The organism is Paractinoplanes bogorensis (assembly GCF_018829635.1).
Classification (GTDB): domain Bacteria; phylum Actinomycetota; class Actinomycetes; order Mycobacteriales; family Micromonosporaceae; genus Actinoplanes; species Actinoplanes bogorensis.
Genome location: NZ_JAHKKG010000011.1, coordinates 25,675 through 49,626, shown reverse-complemented (window position 1 = coordinate 49,626; position 23,952 = coordinate 25,675). Strand labels below are relative to the sequence as shown.

Below are 23,952 nucleotides of genomic sequence, written 5' to 3'. Positions count from 1 at the left end.
GTCACCCACTCTATCTCGTACGGGAATATACGAGTTATCGTCGGCGCTATCTCGTACACCTACGTACGACTTAGAGCCGGAGGTCGATCATGACACCCCATCCGTTGCGCTGGCGGATTCTCGGATTCCTCGGGATCGCCCAGCTGATGCTGATCCTCGACGTCACCGTGGTGGCGATCGCGCTGCCCAGCCTGGGTTCCGACCTGGGCCTGAGCCGCACGGCGCTGACCTGGACGGTGAGCGCCTACACCCTGACCTTCGGCGGCCTGATGCTGCTCGGCGGCCGGATCGCCGACCTGATCGGCGCCAAGCGTGTCCTGCTCGCCGGGCTGCTGATCTTCACCGGGGCGTCGCTGGTGGCGGGTCTGGCCGGTTCGGCCGAGGTGCTGCTGGGTGGGCGGATCGCCCAGGGGGTCGGCGCGGCCCTGCTCTCGCCGGCCGCACTCTCGCTGGTCATCGGCTTGTTCGACGGCGACGAGCGGAACCGGGCCCTCGGCGTCTGGTCGGCCCTCGGCGGCGGCGGCGCGGCGCTCGGCGTGCTGCTGGGCGGCCTGATCACGGCCGGTCCGGGGTGGCCCTGGGTCTTCTTCGTCAACGTCCCGGTCGGCCTGATCATCACCGCCGCCCTGACCCGAATGCTGCCGACAATCAAGCCGAACGCTCACGGAAGAGTCGACGTACTCGGAGCGGCTCTGGTGACCGCGTCGACCGCGGCCGTGATCTTCGCGCTGATCGGGGCGGGCGACCGCGGCTGGCTCACCGCCACGACCGGCCTCCTGCTGCTGGCCGGCGCCATCGGATACCTGCTCTTCGTGTGGTGGCAGAAGCGCACCGAAGCCCCGCTGATGGACGTACGAATGCTGGCCCGTCGCCCGGTCGCCACCGGCACGTTCCTGATCCTGTTGGCGACGGCCCTGATGGTCGCCGTGTTCTTCCTGGGCACCTTCTACTTCCAGGGCGCCCGTGGTTTCGGCGCCCTCACCACCGGCCTGCTGTTCCTCCCGGTCGCTGTCGCCACGATGCTGTCCGCCCAGCTCACCGGCCGTCTGATCGGTCGGTTGGGAGCACGGCCACTCGCGATCGCCGGCACCGCCATTGCCGCCGTCGGCATGGGAATCCCCGCGGTGAAACTGGAGACCGCGGCCGTGCTGGCCGGAGTCGTGATCGCCGCCGCGGGCACGGGTGTCCTGTTCGTGGTGGCCTCGGCCACCGCGCTCGGCCAGGTCGCCCCGCACGAGGCCGGCATCGCCTCGGGCATCGTCAGCACGTTCCACGAGTTCGGCGCCTCGCTCGGCGCCGCGGTCGTCTCCAGCGTGGCCGCCGCCGGCATCGCCGGCTCGACCCTGGCCGGCTTCGAGAACGGCTTCCGCACCGTGGCCGTGATCGCCGCCGTCGGAGTAGTGGTGGCGGCCGCGCTCACACCGACAGGACCGCGGGAAGGTGCCAAAGTGAGCGCATGACTGACAAGAACACGTACGACGGTGCCGCCCGGTGGAACGGGCCGAGCGGCAACGCCTGGATCGAAGCGCAGTCGGTGATGGACGCCCTCTATCAACCGCTCGCCGACGTGCTGATCGACGCCGTGCCGCGGACGGCCACGACCGTGCTCGACGTGGGCTGCGGCACGGGCGGCACCACGGTGACCATGGCGGGGCGAGGCGCAGCCCGCACCACCGGCGTGGACATCTCCGAACCCATGCTCACCGCGGCCCGGAAACGAGCCGAGCAGGCGGGCGTCGACGTGACCTTCATCCGCGCCGACGCCCAGGAGCACGAGTTCGAGCCCGCCTCGTACGACCTCGTCATGTCCCGCTTCGGCGTCATGTTCTTCAACGATCCCGTACGCGCGTTCACCAACCTGCGCCACGCCGCCGCACCCGGAGCAACACTGAAAGCCCTGGTGTGGCGCGACATCGAGGACAACCCGTTCATGACCACCGCCGAGCGTGCCGCCGCCCCGCTGCTCCCCGACCTGCCGCCGCGCGACCCCGAGGCACCGGGCCAGTTCGCCTTCGCCGACCAGGGCAAGGTCCGCCGGATCCTCGACGAGAGCGGCTGGTCCGGCGTGACCCTCGAGCCGGTCGACGTCACCTGCACGATGCCCGAGTCCGAGCTGGTCGGCTACTTCAGCCGCCTGGGCCCGGTCGGCCTGGCCCTCCCGCACGTCGACGAGGCGACGCGGGCCAAGGTCGTCGACGTGGTGCGGCCGGCCTTCGATCCGTACGTGAAAGAAAGAGAAGTCGCCTTCACCGCGGCGTGCTGGATGGTCGCCGGGCGGGCCGCATGACGAACCCGGTCGCCGACCCGGCAGCGATCGTCCAGGGCGACAAATACCGCATCACCGTGCTCACCGATGGCCTGGTCCGTCTCGAGTACGCCGACGACGGCGTGTTCGAGGACCGCGCGTCCACCTTTGCCGTCAACCGCCGACTGCCCGTGCCCGGCTTCCAACGGCACGAGAGCGACGGGTTGCTCGAGGTGGTCACGTCGCGCTTGCGTCTCACGTACGACCGTGGGCCGTTCACCACGAGCGGGCTCAGCCTCGCCGTCGGCGGCGGGATCAGCAACTACCATTCGGTCTGGCGCTACGGGCAGACGCCGGACGACCTGGGCGGAACCGCCCGCACGCTGGACAACGCCGACGGCGCGATCCCTCTCGGACCGGGCGTTGTCTCCCGTACGGGCTACGCGGTCATCGACGACTCGGGTTCGTTCCTGTTCACGAAAGACGGCTGGGTCAGCGCCGACAACGTCAACCGCGTCGACCTGTACGTGTTCGCCTACGGCCACGACTTCCGCGAGGCGCTCGACGCGTTCTACGCCGTCTCCGGCCCCCAGCCGGTCGTGCCGCGTTACGCGCTGGGCAACTGGTGGAGCCGCTTCCACGAGTACACCGCCGACTCCTACCTCGACCTGCTCGACCGGTTCCGCCGCGAGGGCCTGCCGTTCTCGGTCGGGGTGCTCGACATGGACTGGCACGTGACCGACGTCGACCCCCGGTACGGCAGCGGCTGGACCGGATACACCTGGAACCGGGAGCTCTTCCCCGACCCGCCCGCGTTCCTCGACAAGGTGCACGGCGAAGGACTGCGCGTGACGCTCAACGTGCACCCGGCCGACGGGGTCCGCGCCTATGAGGACGCGTACGGGAAAATGGCTCTGGCCCTGGGGAAAGACCCGGCGGCCGGCGAGCCGATCGCGTTCGACGTCACCGACCGGGCGTTCCTCACTGCCTATTTCGAGGTGCTGCACCGCGGGCTCGAGGATGGCGGTGTCGACTTCTGGTGGCTCGACTGGCAGTCGGGGCCGCACTCGCGGATCGCCGGCATCGACCCGCTGTGGATGCTCAACCATTTCCACTTCCGCGACCACGGTTCGCTCACCTTCTCGCGGTACGCCGGGCCGGGCAGTCACCGCTATCCGGTCGGGTTCTCGGGCGACACCGTCGTGTCGTGGGCCTCGCTGGCCTTCCAGCCGTACTTCACGGCGACCGCGGCCAACATCGGTTACGGCTGGTGGAGCCATGACATCGGCGGACATCTGTTCGGCGTACGGGATGACGAACTCGCCACCCGCTGGGTCCAGTTCGGCTGCTTCTCCCCCGTCCTGCGGCTGCACTCGACCAAGAACCCGTTCCTGCACAAGGAGCCGTGGCTGCACCCCGGGCCGGCCCGCGCGGTGATGACGGCGTTCCTGCGGCTGCGGCACCGGCTCGTGCCGTACCTGCACGCCATGAACCACCGCCGCGATCCGCTGGCGCTGCCGATGTACTACCGGGCGCCGGCCGAGGACGCGGCCTACGAGGTGCCCGATCAGTACCAGTTCGGCACCGAGCTGCTGGTCGCCGCGATCGTGACACCGGCCGACCGGCGCACGGGACTGGGCCGGGTCAAGGCGTGGCTGCCCGAAGGGACGTGGGTCGACGTGCTCACCGACCTCGTCTACGACGGCGGGCGCACGCTTCTGCTGCATCGCGACCTGACCACGATCCCGGTGCTGGCGACCGGCGGGGCGATCATCCCGCTCGACGGTCAGGCCGTGCCCGGCAACGATCCGGTCATTCCCGGGCACCTGGAGTTACTCGTGGTGGCCGGCGCGGACGGTGACTTCGAGCTGCAAGAGGATTTTCCCGTACGGACTCAGCTCCGTTACCGCCAGGCGGACGGCGAACTCGTCGTCGCCCCGGCCGAGGACGCCGACGGCATCCTACCGGCTGCCCGGCGCTGGACCGTCAGCTTTCCGGCGCTGACCGACGTCGATCCGGTGGCAACCGTCGACGGCGTGGACACTCCGTTCGACATCGAGCGCGGTGACACCCGGACATCCATTACAGTCCATGACGTGCCAGTCACGGCCACGTTACGGATCGGCGTCGGCGCCCGTCCCCGCCTGCGCCGTAACGACGTGTCCGGGCTGGTCTTCACGCTGCTCGACCGGGCCCAGATCGAGTACCGCACCAAGACCAAGGTGCTCGAGACCGCCACGGCCGACCGCCCGCTCACCGTCCGGCTCTCGGCCCTGCAGGCCCTCGACCTGGACGACGCGCTCGCCACCGCCATCGGGGAAATCCTTCTCGCGCAGGAGATCTGATGCACATACGCCGCACGTTCGCCTTCCTCTTGTCCGCGGTGCTGGCCGGGAGCGCTCTGAGCGCGCCGGCCAGCGCGTCCGGCGGTGGTGGTCTGCCCGGCCGCCACTCGTTACGCGCGCCGGTGTCCGACGAGAACTTCTACTTCGTCATGGCCGACCGCTTCGACAACGGCAGCACCGCCAACGACCAGGGCGGACTCGGCGCCGACCCGCTGGTGTCCGGGTTCGACCCGACGAAGAAGGGCTTCTACAACGGCGGCGACCTGGCCGGGCTGCTGCGGCGCATCGACTACATCAAGGGCCTCGGCACGACGTCGATCTGGCTCACGCCGAGCTTCAAGAACAAGGCCGTGCAGCTCGAGGACGGCCCGTCGGCCGGCTACCACGGCTACTGGATCACCGACTTCACCCAGATCGACCCCCACCTGGGCACCAACGCCGAGCTCAAGTCGCTGATCGACGCCGCCCACCAGCGGGGCATGAAGGTCTACTTCGACATCATCACCAACCACACGGCCGACGTGATCGGCTACGAGTCGGGGGCGCGGCAGCCGTACGTGTCCAAGGACGTCTCGCCGTACAGGACCGCCGCCGGCCAGCCGTTCGACGACCGCGACTACGCGGGCAAGGCGAACTTCCCGAAGCTCGACCCCAAGACCTCCTTCCCGTACGTTCCGGTGCTGGACCCGGCCGAGCAGAACCTCAAGGTGCCGGCCTGGCTCAACGACGTCACGCTCTATCACAACCGCGGCGACACGACGTTCGTCGGCGAGAACTCGCAATACGGCGACTTCTTCGGCCTCGACGACCTGTTCACCGAGAACCCCAAGGTCGTCAACGGCATGATCGACGTCTACGAGAAGTGGATCGCCGACTTCGGCGTCGACGGCTTCCGGATCGACACCATGAAGCACGTCAACGACGAGTTCTGGCAGAGGTTCGGCCCCGAGGTGCTGTCCTTCGCCAAGAAGCACGGCAAGCCCGAGTTCTTCATGTTCGGCGAGGTCTTCGACACCTCGAAGAGCTTCACCTCGCAGTTCACCACCCGCGACAAGATGCAGTCGGTGCTCGACTTCCCGTTCCAGGACGCGGCCCGCAACTACGCCTCCAAGGGGCAGCCGGCCGCCGCCCTGGAGAAGTTCTTCGCGGCCGACGACTGGTACACCGACGCCGACTCGAACGTCTACCAGCTGCCGACCTTCCTCGGGAACCACGACATGGGCCGGATCGGCAGCTTCGTGACCGCCGACAACCCGGGCGCCGGGGACGCCACCTGGGTCGCCAAGGACAGGCTGGCCCACGAGCTGATGTACCTCTCGCGCGGCAACCCGGTCATCTACTACGGCGACGAGCAGGGCTTCACCGGACCGGGCGGCGACCAGGACGCCCGCCAGACGATGTTCGCCAGCCGGGTGCCCGAATATCTCGACGACGACCTGCTCGGTACGACGGCCACCCACGCCTCGGACAACTTCGTCACCACGCACCCTCTCTACACGAGCATTTCCGGGCTCGCGGCGCTGGCCAAGAGGTACCCGGCGCTTCGCGACGGCGCCCACCAGAGCCGCTACGCCGACCCGGGCCCCGGCGTGTACGCGTTCTCCCGCACCGACCGTGGTCAGCAGCGCGAGTTCGTGGTGGCACTCAACAACTCGACCGCCGCGAAGACGGTCGCCGTGCCGACCTACATCTCCGGGGGCAGGTTCGAGCGCGTGTACGGATCCGGACCGTCCACGGTCACGTCGGCCTCCGATCGGCGGCTCAGCGTCACCGTTCCGGCGCTGTCCACCGTGGTCTACGCATCGAGCGGCCGGATCCCGGCGTCCAAGGCGGCCCCGGCGATCTCGCTCGCCGCGCCGGCGCCGGCCGCCGAGTCGCGAGGACGGGTGCAGGTCTCGGCCTCTGTCGCGGGTTCCTCGTTCGCCGAGGTGACCTTCTACGCCCGTACGGGCAAAGGAACCTGGCAGTCGATCGGCACCGACGACAACGCGCCCTACCAGGTGTTCCACGACGTGTCCGGACTGCGCACGGGCTCTTCCGTGGAATATCGCGCGGTGGTGCTCGACAACGCCGGGCACACCGCCACCAGCCGGGAGCGCGACATCCGGGTCCCGGCGCCGGTTCTGACCATCGAGGCACCGGCCGAGGGCGCCAACGTGCGCGGCAAGGTCGAGGTGCGGGCGATCGCCGATCCGGAACGTTCCAGTCACGTGGTGCGGTTCGAGCGCAGCGTCGCCGGCGGCCCGTGGACTGCCATCGGCCGCGACGACTCGTCCCCCGCGTACACCGCCTTCGACGACCTCACGCCGCTGAACCTGGCCGCGGGCACACAGATCCGCTACCGGGCCACGCTGGGCACGACGAGCACCATCCGGACCGTGCGCTACGCCGGGCCGCCGCTCACGACGGCGACCGTGCACTACCAGCGGCCGGCCGGCGACTACACCGGCTGGGGTCTGCACCTGTGGGGTGACGCGGTCGACCCGGCGGTGCTGGCCCAGATCGCCTGGGACAAGCCGTGGCCGCATGCCAGTGTCGACGGCGGCTGGGCGACGTACGAGATTCCGCTGGTCGACGACACCAAGCCGGTCAACTTCATCATGCACCAGCCGAACGGCGACACGGTCCCGGACACCCGTGAACCGGGCGGGGACCGTGCCTTCACCCCGATCGACGCCCCGCAGATCTGGTTGAAGCAGGGCGATCCCACGGTCTACACCACGCAGCCGTAGCGTGCAGGCCCGCCGCCGGTCACCCGGCGGCGGGCCCGTTGCTTACAGGTTGCCGCCCCGGTTCAGCCAGGCCCGGACGGCGCCCTCGGCGTAGACCACCAGATAGTCGGCCTTGCCGTCACCGCTGATGTCCTTGAACTGCACGTACTTCTGCGGGTAGTTCGAGGCGTTGGCCCATTTCAGGTGTGCCTCGAAGCCGCCCGCGTCCTTGCCGCCCTTGTTCAGATAGGCGTGCACGCTGCCGTCGGTCCCGACCATCAGGTAGTCGGCCCGGCGGTCGCCGTTGACGTCGGCGAACCTCAGGTTGGCCAGCGAGGCGCCGTTGACCCCGGGCGCCCAGCTGAGCTTCTCGACCCAGCGGGGCTTGGGCAGCAGCACACCGTTGTCCGGGTCGAAGTTGTAGTAGGCGTGCACCTCGCCGTCGCTGCCGACCCGCAGGACGTCGTCCCGCCCGTCCCCGTTGACGTCGGCGAACCGGATGTTGGCCCGGTTCACCGTGCCGGTGAACGGCCCGAAGTTCTCCAGTTTGGTCCAGCCGGGCGGGCTGGTTTCGGTCAGAGCCAGGTTCATGTACGCGTCCATGCGCCCGTTCCCGGCCACGAAAACGACGTCGTCGCGCCCGTCCCCGTCGATGTCGGCCAGCCGCATCTGGTCGGCGACCGTCTCGGCGTCCGGGTCGACCGGCACCATCGCCCGGCCGCCCGCGGGCAGGAACTCGCCGGTGCCGCCCAGCCAGTTCGGCCAGGTGGGCTGCCCGGGCTGGTCCGGGGTGTTGATGCCGACCCGGATCGAGCCGTCCTTGCGGATCTGCACGTAGTCCTGCCGCGCGTCGCCGTTCATCTCGGCGAGCTCGGTGCGGTCGTACGTCGCGGGCCGGCCCATACCCGGCGCGATCACGCCGAGCTTGCGCCACCCGGCCCCGAGCGCGGTGGTGCCGTCGTCCCCGCTGCCGCTCTGGCACTTCTTCGGCGCGGCCGGCGCCTGCAGCCAGTTGCGGCTTATCACCTCTTGGAAGCCTCGGTAGAAGGCGGCGCCGAGCTTCGCGTACCCGGCGTCGTTCGGGTGGGAGTCGTTCTGCAGGCCCTCGCTGACCGTGATGTCGCTGGTGTCGGCCCACACCACGTGCTTGCCCTCGGCCTTCAGGTCGGCGACGACCCGATAGATGGCCGGGTTGTAGACGTCGATCCGCGGCTGCAGGCCGGCCTTGCCGGTGGGCAGCAACTTGGCCACGATGACGGCCGCCTTCGGGGAGTCGGCCAGCACCTGGTTGATCAGATTCTTGAGGCGCTGCGGGGCGGCGGCCAGGTCGTAGTTCTGGTTGATGTCGTTGGTGCCGGCCATCAGCGTGACCACGTTCGGCTGGTACTGCTCGACGGTGCAGTCGGCCAGCGTGTCGATCTGGTCGATCCGCCAGCCCGGGTGCCCCTCGTGGTCCGGGTCGGCCATGGTGCCGTTCCGCGCCGAGCCGACGAAGTCGACCGTGCCGAGGGCGTCGATCGCGTCGTACAACTCGTCGCGGTAGCCGTTGTTATCCGAGCTCTCCTGCCCGGCGGTGATCGAATCGCCGAGCGGCATCAGGCGTACGGACGCGTTGGTCTCCACCACGGCCCGGCGCAGCCGCGCGACCAGGGCCGGCACGAACTCCTCGAGCTCGGTCTCCATGTAGGCCAGCGCCGTCAGCGTGCCCGACCCCGAGTGCAGCCAGGCCAGCAGGGCGCGGTACGAGTTCTTCAGGAAGTGCTGCAGACCCGTGAAGATCGGCATGGCGTTCCGCTCGGCCCACGTCGCGACCGCTCCCCCGGCGGCCCCCAGCCCCGCCCCGAGCAGACCCTGGGTGATGGCCTCGACCCAGACGTCCTTGTCGCCGAGCGGCCGCCCGTCGAACATCGAGTTGAACAGGTCGACGAACAGTCCCCCGAAGAAGCCGCCGAGCGCGCCGCAGACCGGGGCCAGCGCGGGCAGCACCGGCACGGCGAGCGCGCACAGCCCGCCGATGATGATGCCGATGGCCGTGCCGCCGATGGTCGCCACCATCTTCTGCCACCAGTTGGCGTTGGCCTGCACCTCACCGGCCGGCACGACGACGGCCAGGACGCTGCCGACGGTCGCCAGCTTGCCGTCGAACTCGAGCGGGGTCGCACCGCCGCCCGGCGTGAGCACGGGGTCGTCGATCCGGAACGACGCGTCGAGGAACTCGCTGAGCGACGTGCCTCGCTGCTGGGCCGCCCCGAAGTCGTCGGTCAGCTTCTGCATGGTGTCGTGGAAGGCGTCCGCGTAGGCGCCGGTGCCATGCCCCCAGATCTGGAAGATGACGTCGTTGTCGCTCGCGGCCAGCCCCCGGAAGGCCCCGGCCTGCTTGGCGCAACCCACACGCATGGTGACCTCACCGGCCGGCGTGTCCGACGGCACCTCGAACACGGTCGTCGAGTCGACCAGCCCGCAGGCGGTGAAGTCGTTGGCCAGGGCCGGCCGTGTCACCGACAGTCCCAGCACCACGACGAGGGCCGGCAGCAGGCCGGCGAGAGCTTTCCGCAACATGCCCGGACAATGACATCGCCGACCATCGATGTAAATGCGCTAATAGGTATTAGTGCTGATTTACCGCCCGACCGTGGGCGTCGCCCCCTGCCGGTAGAGCAGATAGCCCCCGTGGTGCAGCACGTCCCCGTCGAACCGGCCGTCCGCGATAAATCCGGGGGATTCGCATGCCCCCAACCTAGGAACGCCGGAGCAACTCATTCAGGGTGTGTCGCACCCACCCAGCGCCATCCCGAAAAGCCTCGATCAGCCAGGCGGTCCTGACACCGGTCCGGTTGCCTCCTCCGCCGTAGAGGAGTTCAAGCGATCGAGAACCTTAGTGACCAGTGCGACGCCGGCCGGGTCGAGCAGGGCCAGAGACGGCTGACGGTTACCGTCGAGTATCCCGCGCAGAACCTTGATGGTTGGCGCAATCTCCGGGTCCTCGCTCATTCCGGCCAACATTTGCTGCAGTGACGCTCGAGACTCCGTATCCCCGTTCGCAGCGTTGACCATGCTCTCGATCAGTCTGCTAAGCACAGCCTCCCCTGCGGATTCAGTCAGGACACGCCAAGCCTGGAGGTCCACGACCACCGCGCCGGCCAGAGCGTCCAGAACACGTTTCACCACCCCTTTGTCGACCAGGTCGAGCCCGTCGAGCAAGGCCTCGGAGCGCTCGCCGACGGAGACACGGCGGAGCACCGCGACCAACCTCCGCCAGTCCTCGGCAGCCTCTCGTTCATTCAAGGCACCGGCGACTGCTCGAGCAGCTTCGACGTCGCCCCGGTCGGCAGCGACCAGGCCCGCCACTACCGGCTCCCACCAGGCAATATTCCCTCGAATTTGATTGATTGCCTCGACTGGAACTGCGCGGGCTTGGGCCAGCAGTTCGTCCAGCGCCGCCTGACCACCGATCGCATGCCCGGGCAGCCGAGCCACCAGGTCGGCCAGCCGAACTCCCTCGATCTGATCGACGACGCGGCAGACATCGATGAACTCCGTCAGGGGCGGCGCCGCAATCTCGGTCAGATGCTGCGCGAATGCAAACAGATTCCTGATATTGCGGCTGCCGCCGGCCAAGTGCCTGATCAGCAGTGCCGCCAGCCGGTGGGCCCAAACGTGCTCCGACGGTCCGCCGGACTTTGCCAAGTAGGTGGCAATGTTGGCGTGGCTGCTCGCGACATCGTCAGAGTTTCCCGCTGCATACGACAAACGCAACGCATTCTTTTCCAGCTCGATCGACAAATCGACGTGCCCGGATTCATCCTCTACGTCAGCCAAGGCGGCCAGCACGCCGCCCATCTCGGCGAGGTCGTGTTCCGATTCAAAGACGACCAGGCACCAACGCAGCAACGTTCGGGCGTCATCGATCCGGCCCAGCCTCGTGAGCGGAAAGTAGTCGTTGAATACCGCTCGCGCCTTCTCCGACTCGCTCGCGCCTCTGCCTTTCTTGGAAGTCAGATTCTCCGCGCCGAACTCCAACGCCAACTCCCACCGGCCCAGACTTACCGCAGCTTGGCGCCCCACATCGAAAACAAGTTCACGAACATTCCACGGCACAGACGACTCGAGCTGATCGGAAGATTCCGGCAACGCCGACATCAGTGCGCGAAGTCTCTCCACCGCGGCCAGCGCCTCCTCCCCCTTTCCCTGCGCCGCAAGGATTTGAAGACCATGTGCGTCGTCGCCAAGTTGCGTCCAAGGGCCGAACCCGGCTTGGCGGCTGAGTTCCTTCTTCTCCTCGGTGAGCCTGAAGGCTTCCTCGAAGTGGCCCAGGGTTCCGTAGAGATTCACGAGGTCAGTGGCAGCGGTCGAAGCCACAGCAAACTCCTGATCGGCGACCGCATCGTCGAGCAACTGGCGTAACTCCGCGGCAGCCCGGGCGGGACTGATGGTTTTCAGCGCTCGGGCGTGGATGCCACCGGCACGCAGTTTCAGATCAGTTCCGCTCACGCTCTCGCGAACCTTGTTCAGATGCGGAAGCACCGCGGCCACCACGGCAGGCGACGAGTCACGGCTGAGAAGCGACTCGATCGCGTAGAGCACTCCATCCCATCTCTGCTGGCGGACGAGGTAAGGAGCGGCGGCCAACGCTGACCGTCGGATCAGCGCGCCCATGTCTTCGACCTCCCGCTCCCGAGCAGACGCAAGAACGGTCACCCAGAAGTCGGCAAGTTCAGCGTCGACGGCTACTGCGATGTCCGATCCGCCGGCGACGCGGCCTGTCTCGGCGACACCGGGATGGAGGTCAAAGCTCCGGAGATCATCCGATTCCGGCACACGATCCACCGCCACCAGAGCTTGTTCCAGCAGAGGTATCGTCGCAGCGTCCAAGTCCGGCGCAGGCTTGTCGAGCCCCTTCAGGCGTTGCCAGAATGACGTCCAGGTCGCTTCGACGACACTGCTGACGCGGTCGTCCGGCTCCAGACAACATAGGAAACCGAACAAGGCCGCGGATGCATCGGGCAGGGTCTTAGTTATTCCCCTGGTCCAGCCGTCGAGTACTCGCAGGTAATCGTCGTCGGACGGGAATGCATCGTCTCGTTGCAGGAACGTCTCCAAACGAGTTCCGGTCTCGATCCACATCTGATCGGCGTCGTCCAAGCGGACCTGTAACGCAGCCGGGTCGATGGCCTGGCCGTCGGCGAGCTCGATCAGCTTCGGGTGGCCCTGTACGACCGCCATCGTCCGCGCAGCAAGTGCTCGGGACTGGTATTCGTTGAGCCCGGATCCCTCCCCGTCGATAAGAGAGCGCAGGTGCTTCCATTCACGGGCCAGGAGCACGGCCTCAGTTAACGACAACGCGTGCACCGGCTCCACCAGCACCGTTACCGGAAGCGATGCCGCCCGACGACGCGAGGTCAGCACGACCCTGGAGAACCCGTGATGGCCGGTGAGGGCGTTCACCATCAGCTCCCAACGCTGGTCCCGCCACTCCCCCTTCTCAGTAAGCAGCGACTCCAGGTTGTCCAGCACCAGCAACACCCGGTTGCGTTCGAGAAACTCGGTCAGCATCGGTAGGAAGCCTTGCAACGCCACCGTGTCGTCGACCAGGTGGGCCAGTTTGAGGCCCGGCAACTGCGCCTCGAGGTCCAACGCGAAGGCCGTCATCGCGGCGGTGATGTCGTCGCCCTCGGGTGGGCCCACGTGCCACACCAGGCGGGCGAAGCCGTTCTCATGGGTGTAGGCCAGCTCAAGCGCACAGGCGGTCTTGCCGGCGCCGGCCATGCCGTGGAAGAGCACGCCCGCCCGGCCACTGCGCGGGGCCAGGGCGGCGGTGGCCCGGGTCATCGGCCCGACCCGGCCGACGAAACGTTGTGGCTGGGGTGGGAACGCGGCCAGCTTCTGCTCCTCGGCCTGGAAGACCACCGGCCGGCCGGGCGGGACCTCCAGCTTCAGGCCGGCCGCCCGCAGGCCGAACAGGGCCGGCGTCGTGACCGACAGCGCGGGCGCCGACGCCGTCGGCGTCTCGGGGACCACCCGCGGCAGGGTGAGGCCCAGCGCCTGCGCCACCGGCTGGCCCTTGCCGAGTGCCAGGTTGTAGAAGGAGTCGGCGAGGGCGATCGCGAAATCGTCGACCACCGGATAGCGCATGGCCAGCACCGCGCAGTCCAGCCGCCGGACGAGTTCGGTGGCCAGCGCGGGCAGGGCCTCGTCCGGCGGTTGAGCAGCAGGGTCCGCGGCTGGGTCGGGTGGGCGCAGGCCGAGCAGGCGCAAGTGCTCGGCCGCCGTCACCGCGGCGGACTCGCAGGTGGACAGGGTGACCAGTTTCAGCTGGTCGGAGGTCAGGTCGAGCAGGTCGACGAGTTCGCGGCTGGAGATCAGGTCTCGGCGGCCGGAGTCGTCCTCGAGCAGCAGGCCGGCGGGCAGGCCGTGGCCGGAGATGTGCAGGACGTCCCAGCCCTCCTCCTCGAGCAGCACGTTCTCGAGGCGGGTGCGGGTGGCGCCGTACTGGAGCACCCGCAACTCGACCGCCCGGCCGTTGGTGGCGGCGATCTCCTGCACCAGGCGGGCCAGCGCGTGCCGCTCGCGGCGCAGGTTGAGCGCCGAGACGTCCTCGGGCAGGCTGAACACGGCCAGCATGCGCAGGCGGTCACCGACCGGTTGTTTGTCGGAGAGGGTGCCGCCGAACTGGTCGATGACGAAGTTGACCTTCTGCAGGGCCAGCGGCCGTCCCCCGATGGTGGCCAGTTCCCACGGGCGGTAGGCCAGCACCTCGGCGCCCGGCGGCACCTCGAGCCGCACCGGACGCCGGGCCTTGGCCAGGGCGGGCGCCACCGGGCCGAGCACCCGCTCGCCGATCCACTCGCCCACCTGCGCGGTCAGCTGGGCCTCGCCGGACAGGCGGCGATCGGGGGCGGCGTGCAGCAGCAGGTACTGGCCGAGGGCGGTGAACGCCTCGTACTGCCAGTCGCCCTCGTCCAGTTCGACGACGTGGTCGGCCAGGAACCGGCCGCCGTCGGCGTCAGTCAGCCGCCAGCGCCAGCGGGTCGGGCCCGAAAAGTCCAGAACCTCAAGCCGAAGCATGCTCCTTACTGACGGACAGCAGCTCGGGCGGGACGTCCTGACCGAGCTGCGGCGCCGAGGCGCTTGTTGGCGGCGGCGGTGGCGGCGGTCATGCGGGACACGAAGGTGGCCACCGTGCGTAGCTCGTCGGGGCTGGTGTTCAGCAGCACCTGCGCGATCTCGGCGCCGGCCTCGGCCATGAAAGCTCGCGCCCGCTCGCGCGCGCCGGGCTCGGGGCGCAGGGTGACGCGGCGGCGGTCGGCGTGTTCGCGGCTTCGGCGTACGTGGCCGGCCGTCTCGAGGCGGTTGAGCAGCACGGTGGTCGCGCCCGAGGTCATGCCGATCTGGCGGGACAGGTCGGCCGGGGACAGCGGCCGGCCCTCCTCGGCGGCCCAGATGATGTGGCCGAGCGCGTTGGCGTCCGAGGCGGGCAGGTCCATCCACCCGGCCAGATGCTGGTTGAGTTCGGCGAAACCGGCGGCCCAGTCGCGCAGCCGGTGCATCGTCTCGGTCTGCTCGGGCGACCAGTCGGCGGTGAGCGGATCGACGGCGGCCATGCGAATCCCTTCACTGTGAAGTAGCTTCACTGTAAAGCATGAAGCTACGGAGGACCCATGACCGTACGTGCAGTGATCTCGGGAGCCAGCATCGCCGGGCTCTCGGCCGCCTTCTGGCTCCGGCGCATCGGGTGGGAGGTGACCCTCATCGAGCGCGCGCCGGAGTTTCGCGACGGCGGTCAGAACGTGGACGTCCGCGGGGTGGCCCGCGAGGTGCTCGACCGCATGGGGCTGTTCGAGGCGGTCAAGGCGCAGAACACCACGGAGACGGGCACGGTGCTGGTCGACGGCGACGGGAAGGTGCGGGCCGAACTGCCCTCGAACGGCCCGGACGGCGCCACGGCCGAGCTGGAGGTGCTGCGGGGCGACTTCGCCCGGACGATCCTCGACCACCTGCCCGACGGGGTCGAGCTCATCTACGGCGACACGATCGAGGACGTCGACGACGACACGGTCACCACCGCGGGCGGGCGGTCACTGCCGGCCGATCTCGTGGTCATCGCCGAGGGCGTTCGCTCGGCGACCCGCGACCGGATCTTCGGTGCCGAGGTGGACCGGCGGGAGCTGGGCATCACCATGGTTTTCGGGACCATTCCCCGTACGCCGGCGGACGACGACCGGTGGCGATGGCACAACGCCGTCGGGGGACGTCAGATCCACCTGCGGCCCGACAACCACGGCACCACACGGGCGATCCTGTCCTATTCGCGCTCCGAGGACCTGACCGGGCTCGACCGCGCCGAGGCCCTGGCCCGGGTACGCGAGCGCTACCGCGACGCGGGGTGGGAGGCGCTCCGGATCCTGGACGGGTTCGACTCGTCGGACGACGTCTACATCGACCACCTCACCCAGATCCGGATGAGCACCTGGCGCCGCGGCCGGATCGTGCTGGCCGGGGACGCCGGCTGGTGCGTGACCCCGATGGGCGGCGGCGGGGCATCGCTCGCGCTCACGAGCGGTTACGTGCTTTCCGCGTACGTCTCGCAACGGCCGGACGATCTGCCCGGCGCTCTCGATGCGTACGAGAAATGGATGCGACCGCTCGTCGACGATGTCCAGAAGCTGCCGCCGGGTCTCGAACTCTTCGCCTATCCGCGGACCCGTCTCGGACTGGCGGTGCGCGGGCTGCTCGACCAGGCGATGACGTCACGACTGTTCGCGCCGCTCGCGGCCAAGCTGACCGAGGTCGCCAACACCGATCAGGAGCTGCCGGAGATCTGCTCCTAGCAGGACGCACGGGCGCCGTGGCCGGCCTGGCGGACCGGCCACGGCGGAACGCCGTCAGACGCAGCGGTGCAGGATGTTGTCCCAGCTCGTGCTGCCGGGGCAGCTGACGGCCTGGATGCTCGACGGGGCCGGCTGGGTGACGAGCGACAGGACGACCGCCGAGACCAGGGCCAGCAGGAAGTGACGATGACGTGCGCGCATGACCTTTCCTTTCGCGAAAAGGTAGCGGGATGTGGGTGGAGGGCACGCGTGCCCGCCCCGCCCGGCCGAGCGGAGGACGCGGGAGCTGGCCGGCCCCCGCACGCGTGCCTGTGCGCGCTGGTGACGGTAAGAACCTCTTACTGTCGAGATGACACTAACGGCCCGGACCGCTTAGTGTCAATACGACATTAAGCGGCGATCCCCGGGTGGCACGTCCGCGTAGAGTTCGCGGATCCGGTCCCGGGCCGCGGCCTCCGCCTCCGGCTGGTCCGCAAGGGACGCGTAGAGCCCGGCCAGGGCCGCCTGGGCCTCGACCTCGAGGTGCGCGGCGCCGCACGACTGGAACAGTTCCACCGCCCGGACGAGCGCGATCTCCTGCTCGGCGCGGTTGGTCTCCAGCGCGGCCACGGACAGCTGCACGCGGCCCTCGAGCACCACGTCTCCCCCGTCGCGGGCGCACTCGGCGGCGCGGGCCAGGCGGGCCGCGGCCGCCTCCCGCTCACCGGTCGCCCGCGCCAGTTCACCCAGGCCGTGCAGGGCGTACGCGTGCCCGATCCCGCCGTCCGGGAACGCCCGTAGGACCTCGTCGAACGCGCTCCCGGCGCCCGCCCGGTCGCCCTGGGCCAGCAGCGCCTGCCCCTTCCAATAGAGCGTCGGCGCGAGCACCTGCGGCTGCCCGGTCGCGCGGGCCATCCGCTCGGCCTCCCGCAGGGTGGCGACGGCGGCCCCGTGGTCACCCCGGTCGAGGTGGGTCTGGCCGATGAAGCGCAGGGTCTGCTGGACGCCGATCAGGTCGCCGCTCTCGCGGTAGTGCACGAGCGCCTCGGTGAACTGGTCCAGCGGCCGGGTCAGCTCGCCGCGCCGCCGCAACGCGTTGGCCAGGGTGCGCAGGGCCACCGCCCGGCCGTGCCAGTCACCGGCCTCGGCCAGCAACGCCACCGCACGCTCGAGTTCGGCCGGTCCCGACACGCCGGCGCTGCCGCTGGCCACCAGGGGCGGCTGCCCCAGCGAGACCAGCAGCATGCCCTCGCCCCGCCGCTCCCCGGCCCGCCGGCAGGCCCGCAGGGCGATCTCGTGGGTGGCCCGCCAGTCGTCGAAGTGCGCGCCGAGGGCATAGAACTCGTGCGCCGAGACGGCCAGGTCCCAGCACAGGTCGGCCAGCCCGAGGTCGGCGGCCTGGCTGACCGCGGCCCGGATGGTGAGACGCTCGGCCTCGAACCAGGCGCGCGGGCTCTCGGCCGCCGCCCGCCCTTCACTCTCCGGCACCGGCACGTCGGGCAGGGCACTGTGGACGACGTCGAACTGGCCGCCGTACAGGGCCTCGTGCGCCCGGCGGGTCAGCGTGAGCAGCGCCCGGCACGCCCGGGCCGGTGCGGCGGTGCGTTCCGGCGCCGGGAGCTCGACGTCGGCCCGGTCGCGGGCGTAGGCGCGGGTGAGGTCGTGGAAGCCGTAGCGCGTACCGGGACTCTCCGGGTCGATCATGCCGACCAGCGCGAGGTGGGCCAGCGCGGCCGCCGCGGCCGGCCCGGTGTCCTCCAGCAGCGCGGCCGCCGTCCACTCGCCGAAACTCGGGAACCGGAGCCGGCCGAGCGAGAGGAACAGCCGGCGGGCCCGGTCGTCGAGCGGCGCCAGCCCGGCCCCGATCGTGCGGGCCAGACTGTCGTCGCCGTGCTGGAAGCCGGCCGGCCCCTGCCCGGCCAGCCGTTCCAGCAGGGCCGCGGTGGGCCGGTGGAAGTCCTCGACCCGCATCTGGGCGGCGATCCGCAACGCCAGCGGCAGGCCGCCGCACAGCCGCACGACCGCGTCGACCGCCTCGGCCTCGGCGCTCAGATCCACCTGGGCCGACTCGACCACGTGCCGGAACAGGGCGCCCGCCGTGCCGTGGTCCAGCGCCGTCAGCGGCGTGACGTGGTGGACCGGCGCGTCCAGTCCGGGCAGCCGGCGGCGCGTCGTCACAAGCACGACGCAACCCCGGCCGGCCGGAACGAGGTCGCGGATCTGGGCTACGGCGACGGCGTCGTCCAGCCCGATCAGCAGCCGCCGCTCGGCGGTGAGTGAGCGGAAGAGGGCGACGCGTTCGCGCCGGCGTTCCGGGACGGTCGTCTCGCCGAGCGCGCGCAGGAACTCGGCCAGCACCTCCCCCGGGTCGACCGGCTGGTCGGACGTGCCGCGCAGGTCGGCCCAGAGCTGGCCACCGGTGAAGGAATCGGCGAACTCGTGCGCCGCCCGCAGGGCGAGGGCCGTCTTGCCCATCCCGCCCGGACCGGGGATCACCACGACCGTGGCCGTCCCCTCGCGCAGCACCTGCCGGATCTCGGCCAGCGGGGCCTCGCGGCCGACGAAGGACGCCGTGGCGGGTGGCAGCTGCCGGGGCAGCGGGGCCGCCCTCGGTACGCGTACCGAGGGATCGCCCGCCCGGGCCACCGCGGCGTCGTTGTGCAGCGCCATCGCATAGCCGAGCCGGCGCAACTCCCGGTCGGCGCTGCCGCCGATCGCCTCCTCGTGACGTTCCAGCACCTCGGTGGCGTCGGTGGCGTGGCCGCTGCGGTAGAGCGCCAGCATCAGCTGCCGGCAGAGCTGGCCGTCGGCCGGGTCCTCGGCCGCGAACTGGGCCAGGTCGTCGAGGACGGCGGCGTGCTCGCCGCGGGCGAGTTCGAGGGCGAAGAGGCGGACGGCGGTGCGTTTGCGGCGGGCGATCAGCGACTCGACGTCCGCGGCGAACGGGGGCTCGGGCAGGTTGGCCAGGGGACGCCGGCCGTGCCAGAGACGGATCGCGTGACGCAGATGGTCGATCTCGGCCACGGTCCGCTGAGCCGTCCGCTCGGCGTCGGCTCGCGCGATATGACGCCGGAATCGGAGCAGGTCGAGATCGTCGTCGGCCGCCCGGAGTTCGTACCCGAAACGGTTGTGGGTCTGGATCGCGCGGGGCCGCCCGGCCGAGGAGAGCAGTTTGCGAGCGGCCGAGACCGCCTTGTGCAGTTGCGCGACCTGCACGCTGGTGGTGCCCCAGCCGGCCCGCAACAGCTCCACGGCCGACAGTTGCTGGTTGGGGCGCATCAGCAACGCGGCCAGCACCGACAACTGGTGGCCGCCGGGCAACTCGACGGGGCGGCCGCCGGGACCGCGTATCTCGAGATCGCCCAGAACTCGGTAGATCACTTCCCGACTGTGTCACGGGGTGAGTGCGCGCCGTGATCGGCCGGACCGGTGAAGCGTTCCGGTAGAAAAGCGGTAGATCCTGTTTCTGTCATAACAACACTAAGCTAGGCTGAGATCGTGAAGACCCGGGACCACGCCCAGCTCGAGATAGCCGCCGACCTCGTCGTTCTGACCGTCCGCGAGGCCGCACTGCAGGTGCTCGTCATCACCCGGGGCAAGAAACCCTTTCTGGGCCGGCACGCGCTGCCGGGCGGTTTCGTGCGCGAGGGCGAGGACATCGACGACGCCGCGGCCCGCGAACTGAAGGAGGAGACCGGGCTCGACCGAATCGACCTCGAGCAGTTCGCGGTCTACGGCAAACCGGAACGCGACCCGCGCGGCCGGGTGGTCAGCGTGTCCTACCTCGCGATCATGCCCGACCTGCCGCTGCCGACCGCCGGGTCGGACGCGAGCGGCGCCGGCTGGGTCGCGGTCGACAAGGTGCGGGGCAGCCTCGCCTTCGACCACGACCGGATCCTCGACGACGCCGTCGAGCGGGCCCGCCGCCGGCTGGAGCTGACCACAGTGGCCACGAAGTTCTGCCCGGACGAGTTCACCATCGGCGACCTGCGCTCGGTCTACGAGATCGTCTGGGGCGAGACACTCGACCCGCGCAACTTCAGTCGCAAGGTGATCAACACGGACGGGTTCGTCGAGCCCACCGGCGGCAAGCGCATGCCCGCTACCGGCCGGCCGGCCGCGCTCTACCGGGCCGGGGCGGCCACCACGCTGAACCCGCCCATCCTCCGTACGGCATAGTTTTTGTCATCTTCACAATAAGAGGGTAGGCTCGGCGTGCCGGTTCCTTCCGGACGTCCCCGAGGTGGTGCAAGATGTCTCGCCTACGTCAGCTCGATCTGGTGTCCACCATCGCCCTCGCCCTCGTCGTCGGCCTGCTCGGTGCCTTCGACATCGTCGGGCCCGCCATCACCGGCGGCGCCACCCTGACCACGCTGGGCCTGCTCGCGGCGGGCTCCCTGCACGGCCGGTCGGCGCTGGCCGGGCTCACCCGCTCGGTCCGCCAGCTCGGCCGCGAGATCGGCGACCACGCCGGCGCCGACCGGCTGCTGGCCCCGTCGACCTCCGGCGTCGACCTCGACCTGCGCCTGGCCGCCGACGTGCGGATCGTCGGGGTCACCCTGGCCCGCACCGTACGCAACCACTACGCCGCCCTGCAGCAGTGCCTCGACGCGGGGGCCACCGCCCGCATCGCCCTGATCGCTCCGGACGAGACCACGATGGCCGAAGCCGCGCGGCGCAGCACCATCCCCGACCGTCCCGAGATCTTCGAGCACCGGCTGCGCCCCACCCTCGACCTGCTCGACGCCCTGGCCCGGCACGCCGAAAATTCGCCCGGCCGGCTCGAGGTGCGGCTGCTCGACTTCGTGCCGGCCTTCGGGCTGATCGCGGTCGACCCGGAGAGCACCGAGGGCGAGGCCCGCATCGACATCTACTCGCACCGCTGCGGCACCGCCGAGCCGGCCCTGCCGCTGCGCGCCGACCGTGACCACCGCTGGTTCACCCACTTCGTCGCCGAGTTCGACCGGGTCTGGACGGCCGGTCGGCCCTACGTGAAGGAATCCGCATGAGTGTCGACGTTCTGGTCATCACGGCGCTGCCCCTGGAGTACGACGCGGTGCGGGAGGTGCTGGGCTCGTCCGGGTGGGTGAACCGCGGGGTGGGCGGATCGGAGCCGTACGCGACCACGTCGTCCGGCGGACTGTCGGTGGCGCTGGCCCGGCCGCCGGCGATGGCCGGGCGGAGCACCAGCCCGATCGCCACCACCCTGACCAACCAGCTGCAACCGGCCTGCCTGGCGATGGCTGGGGTGTGCGCGGGCAAACCCGGCGCGGCCGCCCCGGGAGACGTCATCGTGGCCGCCCCGGCCTACCAGTGGGACGAGGGCAAGTGGGAGGACGACGTCTTCCTCCCCGACAACCACCAGTTCCCGCTCGACAGTCTGTGGCTGCGGGCGGTGCAGGAGTTCGACCCGACCGGCCTGCCCAGCCACGGCACGGCCACCGACGCCGAGGCCAAGGTCTGGTTCCTGGAACGGCTCCACAAGGGCGAGTCGCCGCGCAAACATCCGGCCCGGCCGCGCTACTTCCCGAACCGTACGTGGCAGCACCGGCTGGAACAGTGGGAGTCCGACGGCCTGATCGCCTGGGACGGCGGCGAACTGGTCCTGACCACGGCCGGGCAGACCTTTGTCGAACAGAAGCTCTACTACGCCGCCGACGGTCCCGACCACCTGCCGTTCCAGGTGATGGCGGGCCCGATGGCCAGCGGCAACGCGGTGATGAAGGACGAGACGATCTGGCACCGGCTCGAGGCCAGCCAGCGCCGCATCCTGGCCATCGAGATGGAGGGCGCCACCGTGGCCACGGTCGCGGCCGAGCGGCGCGTGCCGCACTGGCTGGTGGCCAAGGGTGTGATGGACCACGCGAACATGGGCAAGGACGACCGGTTCAAGTCGTTCGCCGCCCGGGCCTCCGCCGAGGTGCTGTTCGCCCTGCTCGGCACCCTGCTGAAGCCCACGGCGGCCACACCGCCGCCACCCCCGCGGACGGGTTCGGTGCCCGGGCCGATCAAGGTCCAGGTGGTCCGCCGCCTCACCTACGACTGGCAGGACCTCGCCGACTGGGTCGGGATCGCCGTCCACGAGATACGCCGCTTCCGGGCCGGCGACGAGGGCTACGAGGTGTGGGCCTGGCTGGAGAACCGCAACCGCCTGGCCGAGCTGCCGGACGCCCTGGCCGGCATCGGCCGCACCGACCTGGCCGACCTGCTGCGCCCGCACCTCTGAGGGCTCACGCCCGGGGTGTTCAGCTGTCGGCCGGGCCGCTGAGGGCCGCGGCGACCAGGGCGACCGCCCGGTCGTCGTCGGTTGCCAGCTCGCGCAGCAGCTCGCGCCCGAGGGCGTCGGGCAGCTCGACCAAGGCCTGCGTCAAGCGGATCCGCACGGCGGTTCCGGCCTCGGGTGCGGCCAGTTCGCGGGCCAGCGCGTCCAGGATCGATTCGGCGGTCGCGGGCAGCGTCGCCAGCACCTCGGAGGCCTCGACGTCTTTGGTGCCCTCGACGACCATCGCCACCAACGCCGGCACGGCCCCGGGCACGCCGCGCCGGCCGAGGGAAAGAGCGGCATTTCCCCGTACGACCGGGTCGGCGTCCCCGAGCGCATCGGCCAGCGCTGCTGTCGCCTCGTCGCCGGGGATGTCGGCGATCGCCCGGACCGCGCGCCGCCGCACGTCGACGTCGTCGGAGTGGAGGCCGGTGGCGAGGCTGGCCACGCCGTCGCCGCCGGCTCGGGCCAGGGCCCAGCGCAGGGCGCCGCCGACGTTCGGGTCCGGTTCGGCCAGCACCGCGCCCGCCAGCAGTTCGACCGGGAGTGCGGCCGGGTGGAGGACGGCCTGCTGGCGGCGGGCGGCGTCGGGCGAGTCGAGCCCGTGCATGAGTTCGACGATGCGCAGCACGTCCTCCCAGCCGGACGGGGCCGACGCGTCGACCGTGCGCAGGCGGTCGAGCAGTTCGCGTTCCCGTTCGAGGCGGTCCTCGGTCCAGCGGATCAGGTCGCCGACCAGGGCCGCGGGGGTGAAGCCGGGATCCTGGAGCGCGCGGGCGATCTGGCGCAGCGACAGGCCGAGCGAGCGCAGGCTCTCCACGTGGAAGATCCGGCGGATGTCGTCGGCCGAGTACTCGCGATAGTTGCCGTTGGTGCGACCGGTCGGCCGCACCAACCCCAGCGAGTCGTAGTGCCGCAGCATCCGGGTGCTCACCCCGGACCGGCGGGCGACGTCACCAATCAGCATGTCGTCGGGCTTCGTGCAGCGCCTCGTCGAAGCCCGCCGACGGGTCGCGGAGCAGCACGAGTGTGGCGTGGGCGTGCGCCCGCACGTCCGGGTCAGCGGAGACAAGCCCCGGACCGAGCGCGGACGAGAGGACGTCGCCGAGGTCGACAAGGGCCCGGCTCAGGCTCAGCCGCACGGTCCGGTCGCCACGGCCGAGCTGGGTCGCCAGTTCCACCGCCAGCCCCTCCCGTTCCTCGTCCGGCACCAGGGCCACCGCTGTCCGCCAGGCCGTCCGCGCGACCTCGTCGTCGGCGTCCCGCAGCAGCGCCGTCGTGATCGCGGGCCAGGTGTTGCGGTCCCCCACCTTGGAGAGCGTATGCAATGCCTGGCTGCGCGCCTGGGCCCGTACGGCGAAAAGCTCTTGAATCAGCCGGGGAACCGTGAGCTCGGGCGGCAGCCGGGTCAGGGCCCAGGTGAGCATGTCGCGGACGAAGAAGTCGGGCTCGACCGCGCACCGCTCGATCAGGGGCTCGAGCCGTGCGGGGTCGGGCCGGGAGCCGGCCGCGAGGGCCGCCTGCAGCCGGGTCGACGAGTCGGGGGCGCTCAGAGCCGTTGTCATGCGGCCCAGTCAAGGCC

Annotated in this window: 16 protein-coding genes; 8 read left to right on the top strand and 8 right to left on the bottom strand. The window is 70.3% G+C overall.

From position 1 onward, the window contains the following. The first annotated feature begins 89 nt into the window (after positions 1–89). Genes KOI35_RS32360 through KOI35_RS32345 form a run of 4 tightly spaced genes read left to right on the top strand, consistent with a single transcriptional unit; the run spans position 90 to position 7,322 of the window. Positions 90–1,460, top strand: coding sequence for an MFS transporter (locus KOI35_RS32360; protein WP_215792486.1), 1,371 nt, complete (start codon positions 90–92; stop codon positions 1,458–1,460). Continuing rightward, positions 1,457–2,287 carry a class I SAM-dependent methyltransferase gene (locus tag KOI35_RS32355; protein WP_215792485.1) on the top strand — a complete coding sequence of 277 codons (831 nt, stop codon included), beginning with the start codon at positions 1,457–1,459 and terminating at the stop codon, positions 2,285–2,287. The genes KOI35_RS32360 and KOI35_RS32355 overlap by 4 nt, the downstream gene beginning before the upstream one ends. Next, on the top strand, positions 2,284–4,590 hold the full coding sequence (locus KOI35_RS32350) for a glycoside hydrolase family 31 protein (protein WP_215792484.1): 2,307 nt from the start codon (positions 2,284–2,286) through the stop codon (positions 4,588–4,590). Before KOI35_RS32355 ends, KOI35_RS32350 begins: the two co-directional genes overlap by 4 nt. Further along, complete coding sequence (locus KOI35_RS32345; protein WP_215792483.1) at positions 4,590–7,322, top strand: alpha-amylase family glycosyl hydrolase; 2,733 nt, start codon at positions 4,590–4,592, stop codon at positions 7,320–7,322. Before KOI35_RS32350 ends, KOI35_RS32345 begins: the two co-directional genes overlap by 1 nt. Positions 7,323–7,364: 42 nt before the next feature. Here the strand turns inward: KOI35_RS32345 and KOI35_RS32340 are convergent, their stop codons facing one another. From KOI35_RS32340 to KOI35_RS32325, 4 genes are read right to left on the bottom strand one after another with little or no spacing between them, the layout of a single operon-like run. After that, entirely contained in the window at positions 7,365–9,860 is a 2,496-nt protein-coding gene (locus KOI35_RS32340) for a GDSL-type esterase/lipase family protein (RefSeq protein ID WP_215792482.1), read from the bottom strand. A gap of 60 nt (positions 9,861–9,920) precedes the next feature. Further along, on the bottom strand, positions 9,921–10,061 hold the full coding sequence (locus KOI35_RS32335; RefSeq protein ID WP_246614144.1) for an Atu4866 domain-containing protein: 141 nt from the start codon (positions 10,059–10,061) through the stop codon (positions 9,921–9,923). Between the two features lie 45 nt (positions 10,062–10,106). Further along, positions 10,107–14,366, bottom strand: coding sequence for a CHAT domain-containing protein (locus tag KOI35_RS32330; RefSeq protein WP_215792481.1), 4,260 nt, complete (start codon positions 14,364–14,366; stop codon positions 10,107–10,109). A 5-nt stretch (positions 14,367–14,371) separates the two neighbouring features. Then, entirely contained in the window at positions 14,372–14,902 is a 531-nt protein-coding gene (locus KOI35_RS32325; RefSeq protein ID WP_215792480.1) for a MarR family winged helix-turn-helix transcriptional regulator, read from the bottom strand. 57 nt (positions 14,903–14,959) lie between these two features. Here KOI35_RS32325 and KOI35_RS32320 point away from each other — a divergent pair, with 57 nt between their 5' ends. Then, positions 14,960–16,129, top strand: a complete 1,170-nt coding sequence (locus tag KOI35_RS32320) for an FAD-dependent monooxygenase (protein WP_215792479.1) — start codon at positions 14,960–14,962, stop codon at positions 16,127–16,129. Between the two features lie 54 nt (positions 16,130–16,183). Here the strand turns inward: KOI35_RS32320 and KOI35_RS32315 are convergent, their stop codons facing one another. Both KOI35_RS32315 and KOI35_RS32310 read right to left on the bottom strand, forming a co-directional pair. Continuing rightward, positions 16,184–16,330 carry a hypothetical protein gene (locus KOI35_RS32315; protein WP_215792478.1) on the bottom strand — a complete coding sequence of 49 codons (147 nt, stop codon included), beginning with the start codon at positions 16,328–16,330 and terminating at the stop codon, positions 16,184–16,186. Between the two features lie 177 nt (positions 16,331–16,507). Continuing rightward, on the bottom strand, positions 16,508–19,489 hold the full coding sequence (locus KOI35_RS32310; RefSeq protein WP_215792477.1) for an AfsR/SARP family transcriptional regulator: 2,982 nt from the start codon (positions 19,487–19,489) through the stop codon (positions 16,508–16,510). Between the two features lie 117 nt (positions 19,490–19,606). Between KOI35_RS32310 and KOI35_RS32305 the strand changes: the two genes are divergently transcribed. The 3 genes from KOI35_RS32305 (at position 19,607) to KOI35_RS32295 (ending at position 22,334) form a co-directional block, all read left to right on the top strand. Beyond that, the gene (locus tag KOI35_RS32305; protein WP_215792476.1) at positions 19,607–20,287 is read left to right on the top strand and encodes an NUDIX hydrolase; all 681 of its coding nucleotides are present in this window, start codon (positions 19,607–19,609) and stop codon (positions 20,285–20,287) included. 74 nt (positions 20,288–20,361) lie between these two features. Beyond that, positions 20,362–21,117: a hypothetical protein gene (locus KOI35_RS32300; RefSeq protein WP_215792475.1), complete on the top strand. Its 756-nt coding sequence runs from the start codon at positions 20,362–20,364 to the stop codon at positions 21,115–21,117. Continuing rightward, entirely contained in the window at positions 21,114–22,334 is a 1,221-nt protein-coding gene (locus tag KOI35_RS32295) for a phosphorylase family protein (protein WP_215792474.1), read from the top strand. The genes KOI35_RS32300 and KOI35_RS32295 overlap by 4 nt, the downstream gene beginning before the upstream one ends. Positions 22,335–22,353: 19 nt before the next feature. Here KOI35_RS32295 and KOI35_RS32290 read toward each other — a convergent pair whose 3' ends face one another. Together KOI35_RS32290 and KOI35_RS32285 are read right to left on the bottom strand one after the other, a co-directional pair. After that, positions 22,354–23,337, bottom strand: coding sequence for a MerR family transcriptional regulator (locus KOI35_RS32290; RefSeq protein ID WP_215792473.1), 984 nt, complete (start codon positions 23,335–23,337; stop codon positions 22,354–22,356). Further along, entirely contained in the window at positions 23,324–23,935 is a 612-nt protein-coding gene (locus KOI35_RS32285; protein ID WP_215792472.1) for a HEAT repeat domain-containing protein, read from the bottom strand. The genes KOI35_RS32290 and KOI35_RS32285 overlap by 14 nt, the downstream gene beginning before the upstream one ends. Positions 23,936–23,952: the final 17 nt, after the last annotated feature.